General features: G+C 46.9%; 10 protein-coding genes and 1 tRNA gene. 2 read left to right on the top strand and 9 right to left on the bottom strand.

The window, feature by feature from the left end:
- Positions 1-6: 6 nt before the first annotated feature.
- The 8 genes from LZG94_RS24230 to LZG94_RS24195 all read right to left on the bottom strand — a co-directional run bounded on the left by LZG94_RS24230 (position 7) and on the right by LZG94_RS24195 (position 10,679).
- Positions 7-1,302 carry a PAS domain-containing sensor histidine kinase gene (locus tag LZG94_RS24230; protein WP_233794247.1) on the bottom strand — a complete coding sequence of 432 codons (1,296 nt, stop codon included), beginning with the start codon at positions 1,300-1,302 and terminating at the stop codon, positions 7-9.
- Positions 1,299-2,669, bottom strand: coding sequence for a sigma-54 dependent transcriptional regulator (locus LZG94_RS24225; protein WP_233794246.1), 1,371 nt, complete (start codon positions 2,667-2,669; stop codon positions 1,299-1,301). Before LZG94_RS24225 ends, LZG94_RS24230 begins: the two co-directional genes overlap by 4 nt.
- 150 nt (positions 2,670-2,819) lie before the next feature.
- Complete coding sequence (locus tag LZG94_RS24220; protein WP_233794245.1) at positions 2,820-3,986, bottom strand: ABC transporter permease; 1,167 nt, start codon at positions 3,984-3,986, stop codon at positions 2,820-2,822.
- Positions 3,987-4,146: 160 nt separating this feature from the next.
- The gene (locus tag LZG94_RS24215) at positions 4,147-5,391 is read right to left on the bottom strand and encodes an ABC transporter permease (RefSeq protein WP_233794244.1); all 1,245 of its coding nucleotides are present in this window, start codon (positions 5,389-5,391) and stop codon (positions 4,147-4,149) included.
- Positions 5,392-5,593: 202 nt separating this feature from the next.
- Positions 5,594-6,256, bottom strand: a complete 663-nt coding sequence (locus tag LZG94_RS24210; RefSeq protein ID WP_233794243.1) for an ABC transporter ATP-binding protein — start codon at positions 6,254-6,256, stop codon at positions 5,594-5,596.
- 277 nt (positions 6,257-6,533) lie between these two features.
- A complete protein-coding gene (locus LZG94_RS24205; RefSeq protein ID WP_233794242.1) occupies positions 6,534-7,976 on the bottom strand; it encodes a TolC family protein in 1,443 nt (480 codons plus the stop codon).
- Positions 7,977-7,982: 6 nt separating this feature from the next.
- Positions 7,983-9,227 carry an efflux RND transporter periplasmic adaptor subunit gene (locus LZG94_RS24200; RefSeq protein WP_233794241.1) on the bottom strand — a complete coding sequence of 415 codons (1,245 nt, stop codon included), beginning with the start codon at positions 9,225-9,227 and terminating at the stop codon, positions 7,983-7,985.
- A 165-nt stretch (positions 9,228-9,392) separates the two neighbouring features.
- The gene (locus LZG94_RS24195) at positions 9,393-10,679 is read right to left on the bottom strand and encodes an asparagine synthetase B (RefSeq protein ID WP_255700712.1); all 1,287 of its coding nucleotides are present in this window, start codon (positions 10,677-10,679) and stop codon (positions 9,393-9,395) included.
- Positions 10,680-10,749: 70 nt separating this feature from the next.
- Here LZG94_RS24195 and LZG94_RS24190 point away from each other — a divergent pair, with 70 nt between their 5' ends.
- A complete protein-coding gene (locus LZG94_RS24190) occupies positions 10,750-11,997 on the top strand; it encodes an ABC transporter permease (RefSeq protein ID WP_233794240.1) in 1,248 nt (415 codons plus the stop codon).
- Positions 11,998-12,111: 114 nt separating this feature from the next.
- Positions 12,112-12,195: transfer RNA gene (locus tag LZG94_RS24185), tRNA-Leu, on the top strand.
- Between the two features lie 198 nt (positions 12,196-12,393).
- Here the strand turns inward: LZG94_RS24185 and LZG94_RS24180 are convergent.
- Positions 12,394-17,445 carry a T9SS type A sorting domain-containing protein gene (locus LZG94_RS24180; protein WP_233794239.1) on the bottom strand — a complete coding sequence of 1,684 codons (5,052 nt, stop codon included), beginning with the start codon at positions 17,443-17,445 and terminating at the stop codon, positions 12,394-12,396.
- Positions 17,446-17,448 lie beyond the last annotated feature (3 nt).

The raw sequence follows: 17,448 nt of genomic DNA, 5'->3' as shown, positions 1-17,448 counted from the left end.
CGCGACTCAGGCGGGTACCTCGATCGTGAAGGCAGTCCAGCCATTTTCCCCGGTTTGTAATGAAAAACCATAACCATGGTTGGCGAGAATTTCCCGGGTCAATGTTAAACCAATTCCCTGCCCGTCTCTTTTTGTACTGAAAAATGGATTAAAAAGCTTCGCACTTCGCTCGCTATCAATAGGATACCCATTATTTCTGATCACTATTTCTGGATCTGAAACGTATAGCTCGATCTGATTCCCGGTCTCGCAGGCTTCAATCGCATTCTTGATGATATTTACCAGCACGTGCTCCATCTGCCCCTTATCGAGCTTTTTTGTCACATCAACTTCTGGTAAAAATACCTGCATAGCAACTCCTTTTGCCGTGGCGGTCGGTTCCATGAAAATAGCCACGTCTTTGACCAGCTTACCAACATTCGTCGGAATACTCGTAGGCATTGGAAGCCTCACAACATCGGCAAAATTCCGCATAAAGCGCGTCAGTCGCTGGTTGCGCTCAGAAGCAATCCCCAGTGCTTCTTTCAACTCTCTGTAATCGGTGTCGGGCAGGATGTTTTGGGTGGTTTGTAAAATAGAATCCGTTGCGCCGAGGGTATTGTTCACCTCGTGTGCCATCATCCTGATCACTTTTCCGTACGCATTCTTTTCCGATTCCAGGATTTCATTCGTCAGTTCTTCGAGCATCAGAAACGACCTTTTGAAACCCTTATCCATAAAATGCGACCGCTGCACTTTGTAAGTTACGATACCATTTGTCTTCACAACCTTAGACTCGCCATCCTGCATATTGACCAGCTCTTCCAGCAGCGGCTGCGCGGTCTCGTCCAGTGATTTCCCTGCTAAACCTTCGGCCTGCGTACCAAATTGCGCCTTTGCTTTGAGATTAAGGGATTCAATCCGGTTGTCGTAATCAAGAATAATAATGGAAATAGGCGAAGCTTCGATAAGTTTTTCCAGAAAGAAATGCTGCTCGTAAAGTCGCGTCCGTTCTTCACGAAGCTGGTCGATCATCAGATTATACACCTCAATCAAAGTATCAATCTCGCCCTTTCCTGTGGGCACAAATTTGATTGAAAAGTCCTTGTCCTTAATAGCCTCGATCCCGGATTTCACAAATTGGATAGGTTGCATAAAATTTCGGTATAACTGAATGGAAGCCACAGCCGACAGAAAAAGAAAGATTTCGGAAAGGATAAACATCAGCTTATCCTGCGAAAGGATCTTGAATACGAGCAGGACCAGCACAAGGTGCAGCACTGTCACATAAACGATATATTTAGTCCTCGTAGAAACCTTCATTGCTCGTCGGGATCGAAGGAAATGCCGTATTTTTCAAGTCTCCGGTAAAGCGCAAACCGCGTTATTCCAAGCGACCTCGCCACCTTACTGATCTTGTTCTGATGAAAATTCATTGCCTTTGAAATCATCTGATATTCCATTTCTTCCAAAGTAATGGACCCAACCTCCGGCAGATTTCTAGCAGCAGCTGATTGACCAACGGTCAGGTTTTTTTGAAAATCGGCGATATCCAGTAAATCCTTCGGAGAGAGCAGTACAGTACGCTCCACCAGATTTTTCAATTGTCTGATATTACCCTGCAATTGTAACGTTTTCAACCATTTAAGCGCGCCCGGACTAATTGTGATATCGGGACGCTGGTAGATGGTTTTGAGGTTATTTACAAAAAATTCTGAAAGCAATGGAATATCATCCGGCCGCTCGCGCAGCGCAGGCAGCTTGACGGTAATCAGATTGATCCGGTAGTAAAGATCCTCCCGAAACGTACCCAGAGCGACCATTTCTTCCAGATTTCGGTTGGTAGCACAGATTATCCGCACATCAACCGTCCGGCTTTTGCTGCTACCCAGCGGCTCAAAAGTCCGTTCCTGCAATACCCGCAGCAACTTTACCTGGCTCGACAGATCGAGCTCTCCTATTTCATCCAGAAAAATTGAACCCTTATTCGCCATTTCAAACCGGCCGATCCGATCGGATTTAGCGTCGGTAAATGCGCCTCTCACGTGGCCAAAAAGCTCACTTTCAAATAAGGTTGAAGAAATCCCGCCCAGATTAACCTTCACAAATGGGCGGATTTTTCGCTTACTATTGGAATGAATAGCCTCAGCGATCAGCTCTTTTCCAGTGCCGCTTTCGCCTGTGATCAGCACGGGCGCGTCGGTTGCGGCTACCCGGCCCACTGTGCTGAGGATATCCAGCAGCTTTGCGTCGCTGCCTACAATATTTTCGAAATGATATTTCTGTTCAAGCTTCCGCCGGCTTTCCGACTGCGGCTCCTGCTGCGCCAGGTTCAGGATCGTCCGCACGGACTGGATCAGGTATTCGTTTTGCCAGGGTTTGGTAATAAAATCAATCGCCCCTTCCTTCATTCCCTTCACCGCCAGATCAATCGTTCCCCAGCCAGTTATCAGGATCACTGGTATAGCGGGATAACTCTTTTTAATGCGCTGCAATAGCTGCATTCCCTCGTCGCCCGAAGTTTCGATAGAGAAGTTAAGATCGAGCAAAATCAATTCGGGCTTTGCAGTACGCAGCACCTCAAAAGTCTCCTCCGGCGAACCCACTCCCTGCACCACAAACCCCTCGCTTCTGAGCAGTAAAGTCAGTGAAGTACGTATCGCAATATCGTCGTCAACTATCAGGAGCATATTTATCTTTTTACCCTAAATCCCTGAAGGGACTTGCTGCGTTTCTGCATTTACCCTAAATCCCTAAAGGGACTTGCTGCGCTTAACATGCACATCGGAAAAGCCCCTCCCAGGGGTTGGGGGTCCTTCCCCTCCCATGGGTTGGGGTGGTCACTCCTCGTGCAACGCTAATGCAGGGTGGATCCTTGCAGCTTGTTTGCTGGGGAACCAGGCGCATAGGGTTACGATGAGGTAAATGATCACGATAGCTGCGAAAATAGCGATAATATATACTTCGCTATCGAGATCGAACACATTCATCATTGGAAATTGCAAGGCAAAGATCAAACCAAGTAGCAGGCTAAAACTGGCAAGTACCCATATTTCGCCTAAAAACTGAGTAGTTACCCGGCCCTCCGTCGCGCCCATCGCCCTTCTCAACCCGATCTCGTTCTTTCTTTTGGAGATATTCAGATTTAATATCCCAAACAAACCCAGCGCCACATTGGTAAGCAGAAACCCGCTCACAATCAGAAAAATAAGCACGGGCACCAGCGTGAGGTTCTGTCTGTTTTTGCGTGATTCTGTCAAATAACTCACCTCAATACCCCAGCCTGGCAGCATCACTGCGATTTCCTTTACCAATTTGGCTTCAAAGTTCGCATCGGTTCCGGGTTTGGTTTTGATCAGCATATTAGCATTCCATACATCGTCTTTTGCAAGAAGCTCAAAAACAGCCGGTTCGTCTGACATGAACTCCCCTCTCGATTTAAACTTGTCCACAACGCCGACAACTTTGAAGGATTTTTTATCATCAACTTTTATTACCTTCCCGATCGCCGCTTCGTCCAGAAAAAGCTTGTCTTCCATCGCTTTGTTGATAACAATAGGAACAAATTTGGACACACGGTCACTCTCCTGATACCAGCGCCCTTTCAGCATCTTCAGGTCCAGTGTCTTACTGAGCTCGCCGTCGGTACTGTAAAAGTCCGCGCCGACCTCCACTTTGTTGTAAGTAACTGAATTCCCCATCTGATTGGCAGAAAATGGCGTGTTACTGCTCATTCTCGACACAGATTCCACTTCCGGGTAAGCCTTAACCCTTTGCAGCGCACGTTCCAGTTTCGCTGCTACTTCCAGCGTATCCTGGTTACTCGCCAGATCCAGGTTCCATACGTGTTCGTATTCGAAGCCGACGGGTTGCAGATAGTTACGCACATTATAAACGATGAGCGAAAGCACGCCGAACAAAACCATAAACGAAGCCCAGATCTCGATAATAAGCAAAGAATGAGCCCCTTTTTTGTTCCAAATGAGTTTGAAGAGATGTGATAGCATTTTTTAAATTTTGAATGACTGAATGAGTGAATGATTACTGCTGATACCCCAAACCCCTAAAGGGGCTTTTTCGATTTTCATGTCGAGCGCAGAAGTCCCTTTAGTGATTTAGGGTAAATGCACAACGCACATCTCGCAAAAGTCCCTTTAGGGATTAGGGCTATGCCTTGAGAGCATCTACAATTTTCAACTTTGACATTCTGAATGCGGGCAGTACGCCTGACAGAAATCCGAAGAGCAGACAAACTACAATACTGATCGCGAAAACCGGAATGTTGATCGTCAGGTCGGCATAGGCGATCCAGCCGCTGGAATTGATGAAACTGATGACGATAGAGGACAAAATGATCGCGAAAAGGCCTCCTATAAAAGTGATGAAGATATTTTCGATAATAAATTGCCACAACAATGCCTTCGAAGGCGCGCCAAAGGCTTTTCTGACACCAATTTCAGAAGCTCTTTCCAGGATCCGGCTCACATTTACATTGACAAGATTAATAGCCGGCAGCCCCATAAACATCAGTAATATCAGCGAAGCAACAGTATAGAACATAACCTTTTGCGAATCGCTTCTGGCAAAAGTGCTCAGGAAATGGTCAAAATATTTGTCTGCTTTAACGATCAAAACTGAGTACTTCTGCCCATCCTGAATTTCTTTAAACGGTATACGAGCAATGTTACTGTCAAATTCTGACTGGACTGCAGGCATATCCGACTGATCCTTCGCAAGAACAATCGCGACGAAACGGCCCCGCATTCCCTTGTTTTCATAGTTGCTTTTCGGTGCGGTGTAAGGGAAATAAATGTCGGAATAGGTATACAATCGCGTCGGCGGACTGCCTTTGACTACACCTATCACTTTATAGATCACGTTTTCGATCTCGATATTCCGCCCGACTACCGTTTCACCATTTGTGTCAAAGTATTGGTCGCGCAGCGCATCGGTGATCACTGCCACATGATCGCCGTTTCGGATGTGGGTATCGTTATAGGGCTTCCCTTCCAAAAACTCAAAGCCGGTCACATACCAGAATTCAGAATCCGTGTATTTCGTATTCAGCTTGATCTTTTTACCATCTACATAAGTATTTGAAAAACTGAAATTGGAGAAGATCGTAACCTTTTCGGCTGATTTCAGGGACTTGGCATGTTTGACCAGAAACCCAAAACTGGCCGGCCCGGAAGAAGTGGTAGTCCCGCTGGAATCCGTTTGGACAACAGTGCCGACATAAAGCGACCTATTGCGCTTATTTTCAGGATAATGCGAACCAAAAAGGTGATCTAAAAAGGAAGTAAGCACCATCAGCACCGTCAAAGTAAGACTAATGCCAAAAAGAGTAATAAAAGTATAGAAAGGATGCCGCAGCAGCACTTTCCAGGCGATCTTGATGTAGTTTTGGATCATTATTAATGAGTGAATGACTGAATGAGTGAATGTTCTCAGTGAGTGAATGAGTGAATTGCTTGATGATTAAATGGGCGGTCGCCGATGCGACGAGTATTAATGACTGAATCTATGATGAGAAGATGATGTTAGAGTTATGAAAAATCCCATTCTCCGGAGGCACTTCACTCATTCAGTCATTCACTCATTCACTCATTCAAAATTAAAAAACCTGCGTCCCGTCAAACAACCTGATCAACCTGTGCGTTTTTTTGGCCATTGCGTCGTCGTGGGTTACCATGACGATGGTGGCGCCTCCTTCGTTTAGTTTTTGCAGGATATTCAGGATTTCGTTGCCCATTACGCTGTCGAGATTGCCGGTAGGTTCGTCGGCCAGGATGATCTCTGGTTTCCCTACGATGGCGCGGGCGATTGCTACGCGCTGTTTTTGTCCGCCTGAGAGTTGTTTTGGAAAATGCTTCATTCTGTTGCTCAACCCTACTTTCTCCAACGCTTCCTGCGCCAGTTCCTTTCTCTCTTTTGCAGAACTGTTGCGGTATAAAAGGGGTATTTCCACATTATCAATCACCGAAAGATCATTAATCAAATGGAAGCTCTGGAAAATGAAGCCGAGTTTCTGGTTTCGTAAATGCGCCAGATTTTTATCCGTGTACTTTTCGACCCGGCTGCCATCGATTTCAATGTAACCCTTCGAAGGCGCGTCGAGCAGGCCCATGATATTGAGGAGCGTACTTTTCCCACAACCCGAAGGTCCCATGATCGACACAAATTCTCCCTTTTTTACATTCAGGTTAATATTATTCAGCGCCAGCGTCTCAATAGAACTGGTCCGGTAAACTTTTTCAACATTTTCAAGTCTGATCATGGCGGAAGTTAATTTTGATGTTTTTGTATTAATTGAATTGTAACTTTTTGCATATACCCCAACCCCTGGAAGGGGCTTTTTCGTATTACCTGGAACCAACGTAAGTCCCTTTAGGGATTTAGGGTCCCAACCCCCGGAAAACGGCTCCTCTTGCACTATGTAAAGTCCCTTTTGGGATTTAGGGTTGTGCGACAATTACCCCCAACCCCCTGGTAGGGGGCTTTTCTTTTGGTGCAACGCAGAAGTCCCTTCAGGGATTTAGGGTCCTGCCAATAGCCTAGTAGCTTATTTTTTTATTTTGTTCAAAATCATATAAAGTCAGCAATCTTAGACTATAATAGGACTGCCAGTAATCTCTCAGCGCAAGGATATAGTCTCTTTTTGCAATATCTTTTTCCTGGGTTGCTATTCCCAGATCGGTTACGCTCAGGTCGCTGAGGATGAACCTCTCCTTCGCGATCTGATACCTTTCGGCGGCGATTTCGTCGGCTAACTTCGTCAGCTTTACCTGCTTTTGGAGCATTTGCAAAAGCGTTACCTGCGTGAATATCTCCTGCTCGAAAGTCAGCTTCTCCTGTTCAACCGATTGCTGCGCAAATTCCTGATTGGCGCGGGCAACTTCTGTTCTCGCTCTGTTGCGGCCCCACGTCATGATCGGCAGTACCAATTGCAATTCCACAAATTCACGGTCCTGCGGACTTACGTAAATTTCCCCTGGCCTGCTACCCTGGTTTGAAAGTCCGAAAGTGGCATTAAGCGAAGCATTCAGCCCATTATCTTTCCTGGCAGACTGTACATCCCTTTCCGCCTCCAAAATCTTCCTCCGGAATCCGATAGCCGCCGAACGGTTGGCAAAAGCTTCATCTAATGCAAGGCGCGTGTCAATATCAAACTCCTTCGCTTCCAGCGGAATACCCAGTTCCAGATCCCGCTCATCTCTCGACCCCATGTACAATTTGAGTTTCAGAGAAGCCACTGCAGCCGATTGTTGCGCCGATGCCAGGTCTTTTTGAGCTGTCAGTAAGCCCATTTGCAATTGTAGCAGATCATTCTGAGATATTTTACCAAGTTCCAGCTTGTGCTGCGCGATCTTGTACAAGGTATCGTTATTGCTCCGGTTCTTCTCAGCGATCTGCAAATTCACCTGCGCCACCAGCAACTCAAAATAATAGCCGGTAGCATCCAGCGCAACCTGTTCCAGCGACTGGATAAATTGCTGGTTGCCTTCCTGGTATTTCAAAGGCTGGATCTTCCGGTCCCATTTCAATGGGTTGAACTGAAAAAGCGGCTGCTTCAACCCTACTTCGAAAGGAATACCATTGTAACGCGTCGTTTTCCTTGCAAAATCGTCAAATCGCTGCATTTGCTGCTGCACATAAATCGTCCCGCCGGTTGCTGCAATATTCTGGCTGAGCGATAATCCTAGTATCCCATTATTATAGGAAACCGGCTGAAAAAGGATCGTACCGTCGGGCTGGACTACTTCTACAAAACTCCTCGTAAACCCCGGAATAGTCCCGCTGAGTGCGAGCTGCGGCTTGTAATCTGCCAGAAACGACCGGTATTGCCAGTAATTCGTTTTCTTTTGCGTAGCAGCCTGTTTAGAAGCGATGGAATGCTCGCGCGACAGTTGCACCACCTCAGCCAAAGTCAGCTGCTGGACCTGCGCCCGCGCGTTTTGGAACAGAAAAAAGATCAGAACAAAGGAGAGGTTTTTCATCGCTGGTTATTGAATGTTGAGCTCTTCCAAATGTTCATAATCATTCAAATCCGTCAGAATCACCTTTTCGCCGACTTTCAAGCCACTTTTTATTTCTACAAAATCAAAATTTGAAAGTCCGAGCTCGACGGCCCTTCTCCGGGCCACGCCGTTTTCCAGTACGAAAACATATTGTTTTCTTTTTCCTGTAAATGCAGGCCCGTTTGCAATGCGGAGCGTTTTCGCACTTTTATTCGTCACCACATACACTTCCACCTTCATATTGGGCCGCAGCGATTCGTTTTTCGCATTGTCCAGTTGAATTGTAAACCCGATTACACCATTTTTTACGGAAGGTTTCACCTGTGTGATCAGGCCGCGCATTTCGGTTTCATTGATCTTTATAATAACCGGCAGCCCCGACTTAACCTGATCCGCATACACGTCTGAACAACTTCCTTCCACCCGGAAACTACCGAGGTCAGCAACCTTCGCCAGCATTTCACCTTCATTGACGGAAGAACCAATATTCTCATTCACCCATGTCAGCACACCTTTACGGTCGGCGACGATATCGGCCATTTTTAGCTTATGCTGCAATTCTTTCAGGTTTTTTCCTTCTATCTGCGCTCCCAACTCCGTTTCGCGCAGGCTGGCGCCCATTGATTCACGGTTGTATTTCAGATCATTTTCCAGCTGCTGCTTTTCCAGCTCGGCAATTTTCAATGCATTTTCAGCCCTGGTAATATCCTCCGCAGTGCCACCCCCGACCTTCTGCAAACGTTTCGCATCTTCATGATCCGCCCGCAGCTTATTGATATTGAGTGATTTAATGCGATCGTTGATCTCTGCATCATATAGATCTTTATTCAACTTCATTTTCAGCTGGTCAATGCTGTTTCGTTTCAGTTCAAGCTGATCCTGATAGCGTTCAAACTCAATTTCTGTCAGCGATTTATCCAACTCTACAATCGGCTGGCCGGGCTGAACGCGTGTACCTGGCGTGATCAGAATGCGCTTGATGCTGGCGCGGATCGGGCTGGTAAAAATCTGCTCGTAGGCTGGAATCACCTCACCGGAGGCGGTAAGCGTATTTTCAACATCGCCCGTTTCTACTACCGAAGTCCTGATCCGTGCGCTCTCCAATGTGCTGGAAAGTGATTTTCTAAAAAAGTAAAAAATAACACCCACTGCACCGACGATGGCTATAATGATCAGCCACCGCCGGTTTCTTGATGTTTTCAGATACTCAGGGGCAACTTCCCGATCCATTGGAGGTAATTGATTTGATTCGAATTCATGGCTAATATGCCTTTAAGTATTCGAAATCTGTGCCAATTGCCAACTATCTGTTTTTCAGTGTTTTATTTATATTTTAAAAACAAAAAACCGTGCGGTAGCGCACGGTTTGTGTGATTTGGAACAGCTGCATTCAGATCAGGTTTTAAGCTTTTTCTTTTTTGCTGCCGGGAAAAGAATGTTGTTCAGGATCAGCCTGTATCCTGCCGAATTAGGATGCAGGTTCAGGTCGGTCGGTTCCTCTCCTACCCTGTGCTGGTAATCTTCCGGATCGTGCCCGCCATAGAATGTAAAAAAGCCTTTTCCGTGCGTACTATGAATATATCTCGCTTCTTTCGCAGGTTTATTTTCAGCCAGAATAATCACTTCCGGTTTGATCAGCCTGTTTTTGAATGCAGTAGTTTGTCCCAGAAAACCTTTGATCAGAGTCTTGTGATTTTGGGTCAGCATACTTGGTACCGGGTCCCATTTAGCCGAAAACTGAAATAGTGAGAAAAAATCGTTCGATTCCAGCAACCCGCGTTCGTCAGGCTGGTTATCAATATCCGAAAACTCAATTTCGTAGGGATAAGGAATGGTTTTGAAATCCTTAAATGCGAATGTATTGTCGTAGTTCAATTTGCTGTTTGCAGTCGGATCGGCCGGCGTTCCGTCGTACATCGCGTCAACAATATCTATCCCTTCGGCAGCCAGCGTAATATCAAAAGTGTCGGTCGCATTGCACATAGCGAACATATATCCGCCCCCACTCACAAATTCCGCGATCTTTTTGGCGACAGCCTGCTTCATTTGAGGCACATTCGCAAACTGGAATTTATTAGCAGTTTCCTCAGCTTCCTTTTTTTGCTCGCGGTACCAGGGAAAATCTTTGTATTGATAGAATTTTCCAAACTGTCCCGTAAAATCTTCATGGTGCAAATGGAGCCAATCGTATTCGGGAAGCTTCGTACTCAGCACTTCTTCATCATAGATCACGTCATACGGAATTTCTGCATACGTAAGTACCAGCGTCACCGCGTCGTCCCAGGGTAATTTCGATTTAGGTGAATAGACAGCAACTTTGGGTGCTTTCTGCAATTTTACTGCATCCATATTCACATCCGGCGCGCTGATCTGGTTCAGTATCTGCCCCGCCTGACCTTCCGAAATCACTTCGAAACTGACACCGCGCACGGTCATTTCTGATGCAAATTGCTGCGTATAATTAACCATAAAACTGCCGCCGCGGTAATTGAGCAGCCAGTCCATTTCCATTTCAAAAGTTTTGAGGATCCAGAAAGATATTCCGTAAGCCTTTAAATGATTCTTCTGACTGTCGTCCATCGGTATCAGGATCCGGTTGGACATCCCTTTGAAGGAGATTACCATAAAAATGATAAGCGGGACAATCAGGCGTATCACTGGTTTGATTCTTTCAGGTTTCATGCGCAGTTTTACATATTGTAATGATTAAATATAGAAATAATATCATTAACGAGCACCAGCTGTTATACTTATGAATATTCGCGAAAATGTGGACGAAGGTCTCCGGTCGATCCAAAGTAATCTGCTGCGTACGGTGCTCACAGCGCTTATCATTGCAATCGGGATTACTTCTTTAGTGGGTATTCTCACAGCTATCGAAGGCATTCAAAGTTCGGTAAACAGCAGTTTCGCCGATCTCGGCGCGAATACATTCACAGTCCGGAACAGGTATGACGATGATTATTTCAGTCGCGGCCGGCGCAGCAAAAAGTATCCTGCGATCAATTACCGCGAAGCCAGGAGTTTCGCCGAAACATTCCGGAGCACTTATGCGGATGCGAAAGTGTCACTTTCTGCGGATATCGCAGGCGCAGTCCAGGTGAATTATCAATCCAAAAAAACAAACCCGAACAGCAGCGTAGTCGGCTCCGATGATCAGTATCTTGGGATAAAGGGCTACAAGATCGATCAGGGAAGGAATATTGATAAAAACGACATGGAAAAGTCGCTGAATGTGGCGGTACTGGGCCAGGAAGTTGCGCGGAAACTTTTCGAACGGGCGGATCCGATCAACAAAGAGATCACATTCATGGGCAGCCGGTATAAGGTGATCGGCGTTTTACAAAAGAAAGGCTCGCTGGGCGGCGACAATGACTCCGACAGGATCATTGTTATCCCGCTGGAAAACGGCCGCGGTCTCGCTGCAAATCAATCACTTACTTATAATACGACGGCCTCGGCACCTACCATGGCCGATGGTGACCTGGTGGTGGAAGAAGCGCGTGGCATTATGCGCCGTCTCCGCCATGATCCGCTGGGCAAAGAAGACTCCTTTGAGATCGACCGCGCCGACGCGATGGCCAAGGATTTCGAGGAAGTTTCGGGCTACCTGCGTTTGGGCGGCTTTGGGATTGGGATCATCACGTTGCTAGGCGCGTCAATAGCTTTAATGAATATCATGCTCGTGTCCGTCACGGAACGTACCCGCGAGATCGGCATCAGAAAATCGCTTGGGGCCACACCCAGCGTGATCCGTTTTCAGTTTTTAATCGAGGCGATTGTGGTCTGTATTCTAGGCGGAATCGGCGGACTTTTTCTGGGTATTATTATCGGAAATGTCATTTCAACCTCTATCAGTACCGACAGCACTTTCGTGGTTCCGTGGCTCTGGATGGCAATGGGCATCGCGGTCTGCGTGTTTGTGGGGGTTATCTCAGGAATTTACCCGGCCATAAAAGCATCGCGCCTGGATCCGATCGAAGCATTGCGCTATGAATAAGGCGATTAGCTTTTTGGTTGAATAAAAACAAAAAATTGCCAACACTTTTTTGCGTGCTGGACTTGCTAAATCTGTTTTTTCGTCTACTTTTGCACTCCCAACAAGTAAGGTAATGCCCAGATGGCGGAATCGGTAGACGCGTTGGTCTCAAACACCAATGAGGTTACACTCGTGCCGGTTCGACTCCGGCTCTGGGTACAAAAGCCCTTCAACGCAAGTTGAGGGGCTTTTTTGCTTTCAGAGGATTTAAATATTTCAATCAAAGCTCCTCTCCGGATAACTTTTAGCTGTTTTTGGTTCGACTCCGTTTGCGGGAACTAAACCGAAGTCGAACCCATAGTTGTTCCACAGATTATGATGAATAGTGGTAGCTCTGAATGATTACCAGATAATGAATTAAGGAAGCAACAGCTTCTTTGTAACAATTCGATTGCCTGTTTGGATGCGCACCAGCAGTAAGCCGCCAGTCACATGGGACAAGTCTAAGGTTTTTAGTTTTGAAGTACCGACGATCCGCCCGGAGAGGTCGAAAACGGTCACTTGCTCAACCCTATCCTCGGTTTTGATATGCACTTGCCGCAACTGGTCGGCCCACACGATCAGCTCAGAATCCGGAACATCGAGCCTGACAGACTGAATACTTGAATGTTCGGTTTTGCCGTCGAAGTCTATTTGATGAAGGCGGTAGTAGTTCAGTCCGGAAATCGGATTAATGTCTTGGAAATGATAATCATGCGTTGCGGAGACCGTCCCATTTCCCGCTACAAATCCAATATCCTGCCAATTAATTCCGTTAGAACTCCGCTCAATGTGGAAACCAGCATTATCCGTTTCCGATGCCGTACGCCAGCTTAGCTGAATGGTTGAACCAGTTGCCCTGGCATTGAATTCTACCAGATTAACAGGCAAGGAAGAGTCATAAGTTAATTTGATTGCATTATCCGAATATTCGATTCGCCATCGGTTTCCGCCGGAAAGAGAGCTGAACTGACCAGAGATCGCAGATGCCTTTAAAATTGTAATTTCATCGCCATCAACGGGACTATAATTGACCGTTACTTTCAATGTACCGCCCAAAGTCGCAGTTCCTAACACTTCTATCTGATCATAGTTTACGCCAGCAATGCCGGCACCATTGATTTCGATGTCCATGATACTGTTACTGAAATCCTTGCTTTCATTGAAAGTAAGCTTGCCGGGAGAATAGCCGGGTGACAATGTGCCGCCTGCATTGGTGAAGCCGGCTGCGGCTATCTGTCCGGTTGCTTTGAAGTTTCCACCAGTATTGTTGCTGAAATTTCCTAAGCCCTGTCGGGTAAGCAGCGTTCCTACTGCATTGATCCCGCCAATGGTTATCGCGCCTTCATTAGCGAAGGTGTTAGCCTCTGCAAAAATGCCCTCAGCAGCATTGTCCACTTTGATATTTCCGTCAGCATTGTTTGTAAAAGTTGCCTGATTCCTTATTCCGTACGTGCCGACACCAGCGTTTGTTCCAATAGTAATGTTTGCCTGATTGGTAAAAGTGCCATTGAAATTGCGAAGCCCGGCCACGGTTGTGCGGTCTATCTGAATGTCGCCTTGTTCCATATTCAGGAAAGCCGCTTCATTGAAAATCCCGTGAACACCCACGTTTTCGAAAGCGCCGATTGTGATTTTAGCTTTATTGGTAAAAGCGCCGCTTGATTCATACAAACCTGTGTCCGAACTTCGATCGATACGAATGTGACCCGCATTGTTGTTGAATGCTGCCCGGTTTACGAGTCCGTAGCGGCCAACAGCCGTCGCAGCGCCAATCGTGATGTCGGCTTCGTTGGTGAATGTGCCGGCTGCATTGGATAAAGCAATGTCGGTAGCATGATCAATCCGGATATGTCCGCCAGCACTGTTGTTGAAGATAGAATTTGATTCCAGACCTGTCGCTCCCACTGAATTCAATGCACCGATGGCGACATTGCCGGCATTAGAAAAAGTGCCGTCGTTTCGCAGCGCCATGCGAAAGGTGGCGTCAATGCCAACGGTTCCGCCAGCCAGATTCTGGAAAGTTGCCTGGTTGATAAAACCGGAAGGCCCTACGGCATGATTTGCTCCAATGGACAAGGTTCCGGCATTTTCGAAGGCTCCCCTCACATGCGTCAGCCCAACAACTGTGGAGCGATCGACGCTGATATGGCCGCTGGCGTTGTTCCGAACGATCCCCTGATTTTCCATCCCGGAATTGCCAACGCCTGCTGCAGCTCCAATACTGATATCGGCATAATTAATGAGCGTATTTAAGACGTAAAGTGCACAAACTTTCGTGTTGGAAATCTGTATTTCTCCACGCAAACCGCCCGTTCCCAGGTTATTATTCACTGTTCCTGTAATGTACAGGCCAAAGTTACCGACGTTCGCCAGGGACCCTAGCTGCAAACGCCCTGCATTGTTTAGAAATCCTTTGACCTCAATGGAGGCGGCACTACTGCGGTCCGCACTGAGAAGAGCCCCCGAGTTGTTATTTAAAGTGGCGTTCGCGTCGACAAAAACGCTGTTCATACCGCTTGTCCCGTTCATACCCAGGCGTATTTCTCCCGAATTATCAAAAACTCCATTGATATGATTCAAACCCGATCCGCCATAAGTCTTCGCCCTGTCGATATAGATTTTTCCACTCGCCGTGTTAGTAAAGTCCGTTTTTGTCCATATCCCGTTAGTTCCAATGTTTCCTAGTCCGCCTAAAACAATGGCCCCCTCATTCGTGAAGCTTCCGGAAAGGTGGTGGATTCCCGCTGCTAGAGTATGGTCGATCTGGACTTCCGCCCCAAATTCGTTTTTCAAAACAGCATGATTTTCGATTCCCGTAGTGCCGCCCGAAGTTACTTCGCCCAAATTTATTTTGCCCTTATTAATAAGGGTTCCGGCGGCATTGAATAGCCCGAACTGACCTGCCTGGTCAATATAAATACTGCCACTCGCATTGTTGGTTAAGTTCGACCAGTTTGCGATTCCATTGTCTCCCGCACCTGTTGTGCCGCCGATGGAGATGCTGGCATCGTTGACAAAATTGCCTGCTGCATTGTAAAAACCACTTCCGGTTGAGCGCTGTATCTTGATCTCTCCGTTGCCGGAGTTATTGAAATTGGCAAGGTTTTCAATTCCGGTGACGCCTATACTGAAATTGTCGCCAATGGTGATGGCTGCTGAATTATTAAATGTTGCGTTGATCAATTTCAATGCATCTGCATTGTTTTTAACGGCACGAAGCGTTGAACGGTCAATGCTAATTTGCCCATCACCCTGGTTACTGAACGTCGCGTCGTTCCAAATTCCATGATTGCCCACATTGCCCAGGCTGCCTATCGTAATATTGGCCGCGTTAGTGAAGCTTCCGGCCGCATTAAAGATGCCGGTGTCCTGCGAACGATCCACCTGTATGTTTCCTCCTGAACTGTTTTTCACAGTTCCCTGATTAACAATACCAAAAGTCCCGGCGCTGCTTTGCGAACCTATTTGAAGTGCTCCGCTGTTCATTACAGTTCCCATGTTATTGAGGGCAGCGGTAAAATTCAAAGGTTCGGCACCCGATGCGAGCGATTCATAAGCTAAACTTCCGGAAAGACTGAGAACAGCGTCTTTCTCCATTGTTAACGCAGCATCCTCCTCCACTTTCACCGCCAGTGCAACAGCTGTTGTGCCTGCTTTGATTACCGGTAAATTCGAGACATTTGGAATAACCACACCATTAGAAGCTGTCGGAACACTTTTGTCACGCCAGTTCTGACCATTTGCCCAATCCGATGAAGCCGCCCCGGTCCAGATATCAGTTTCATCAGCGACAACATTCAACCTCAGTTTAACAGGGTTTTGCGTGTAAGACACTTCACAATCGGTGTTGATCTTTGACCGAACCTTGATGTTGTAGTCCCCATCCGGGAGCCCAGTAAAGACGGGTTGGGCAGACCAAGAAGTTCCGTCGTTCACACTAAATTCAAGGTCACCACTGCCTTCCGTATTGATGGTGATGCTGCCTGTGGGCACTGCTTCGGTCGGCTGAACGATCGTCGGCTCAACGATAATAACGCTAATAATGCCTTCGGGTACTGTCAATTGCCACGGGACAATGCGCGTGCATCCGGATGCAGATTTGATTTTGATATATAATGTATAAATACCTGCCGCAATGGACTCAGCTGGCTCAAAAGCATTCGATCCTGCATGATATATTCCCGCCAATAAAGTTGCCTGGGGATCCGAGAAAATTCCTTCTACATCAAAGCCCTGGATGCTTCCCAAAGTGAACACATCTACTGCGCCCCCACATGCGGGAATGGCTTTACTGGTAATGATTATTCCGTTATTGACAATTGCCAGGATTGTCTGACTATTCGCAGAAAATGTCAGAATACCAGTGTTTTGCAGGCTTGTTGAGAACGGATGAGCCCTTTCTGACTGTATGTAAAGCAGTCCGGCATTGGAGAAAGTCCGGCTGTTATCCAGCGCTGAAAAAAGGGAAAGCTCCGCGCAGGAAAGATTAAAGAAGTCTCCCTGATTTCTAATTGCTTTCTCCAGGGAGCGGCCAGGATCGCTGGTGCCGACAACCAATTTGGCCTTGTTTGTGAAGTCGCCGGAAGTCGGTTGAAATATTCCGGTAATGGCCCGGTCAATGATAATAATACCGCCTGCCTCATTGGTAAAATCCGCCTGGTTCTCAATTCCGGAGTCGCCCACATTTGCCAGCGCGCCAATATTGATCTTTCCTTCATTGGTAAATGATCCTCGTAACTCCGTCTCCGTGTTCTCGTAATTCATAATTCCTCGCAGAAGGCTGCGGTTGATCTGAATGTTCCCGGTTGGCTTGTTATGAAACAGGTGTTCATTCCAAATGCCGTGAAAGCCGACAGCTAATTCTGCTCCAATGAAAATATCCGCTTCGTTCTGGAAAGTGCCGGTTGCAGTGTTATAGATCCCCGTATCATTAGTCGCGTCAATGTGGATCCGGGCACCGGGCTTGTTGTCGAACGTCCCCTGATTTACAACGGCATACTGTGGAATTGGAAAGACCACTGTGCCCAATTGAATACCTCCCCCATTGACAACATGACCCAAATTGTTCATGGCTGCCCTGAATGTGAACGTTGTCGTGAATTCCCTGGAACCACTGACGATCAAAATTGCGGTTGCACCAATTGTCAGGGTGGAATTGGACTGCACAAGTACTGATTTTGCATGCACTACAACGTTACCCTCAATTGCCGGCGCAGTTCCCGCAGCGGTGATGATCACATCGGAGCTGGCATCGGGCACACCGTTCGACCAGTTCTGCGCGTTACTCCAATCCGAATTAAAACTTCCATTCCAGGTTGTTTGGCCAAAAACATGACTCATTGCCAGCAACATGATCGACAAAAGCACAGGAAAATGCCGCAATGCAGTTCTCTGACTGATTGCAAATGCAGGTATAATTTGTTTCATTCT

Source organism: Dyadobacter sp. CY343, assembly GCF_021390335.1.
Classification (GTDB): Bacteria; Bacteroidota; Bacteroidia; order Cytophagales; family Spirosomataceae; genus Dyadobacter.
Note: the sequence above shows the minus strand (reverse complement) of the source record. Positions and strands in the feature narration are given on the sequence as shown.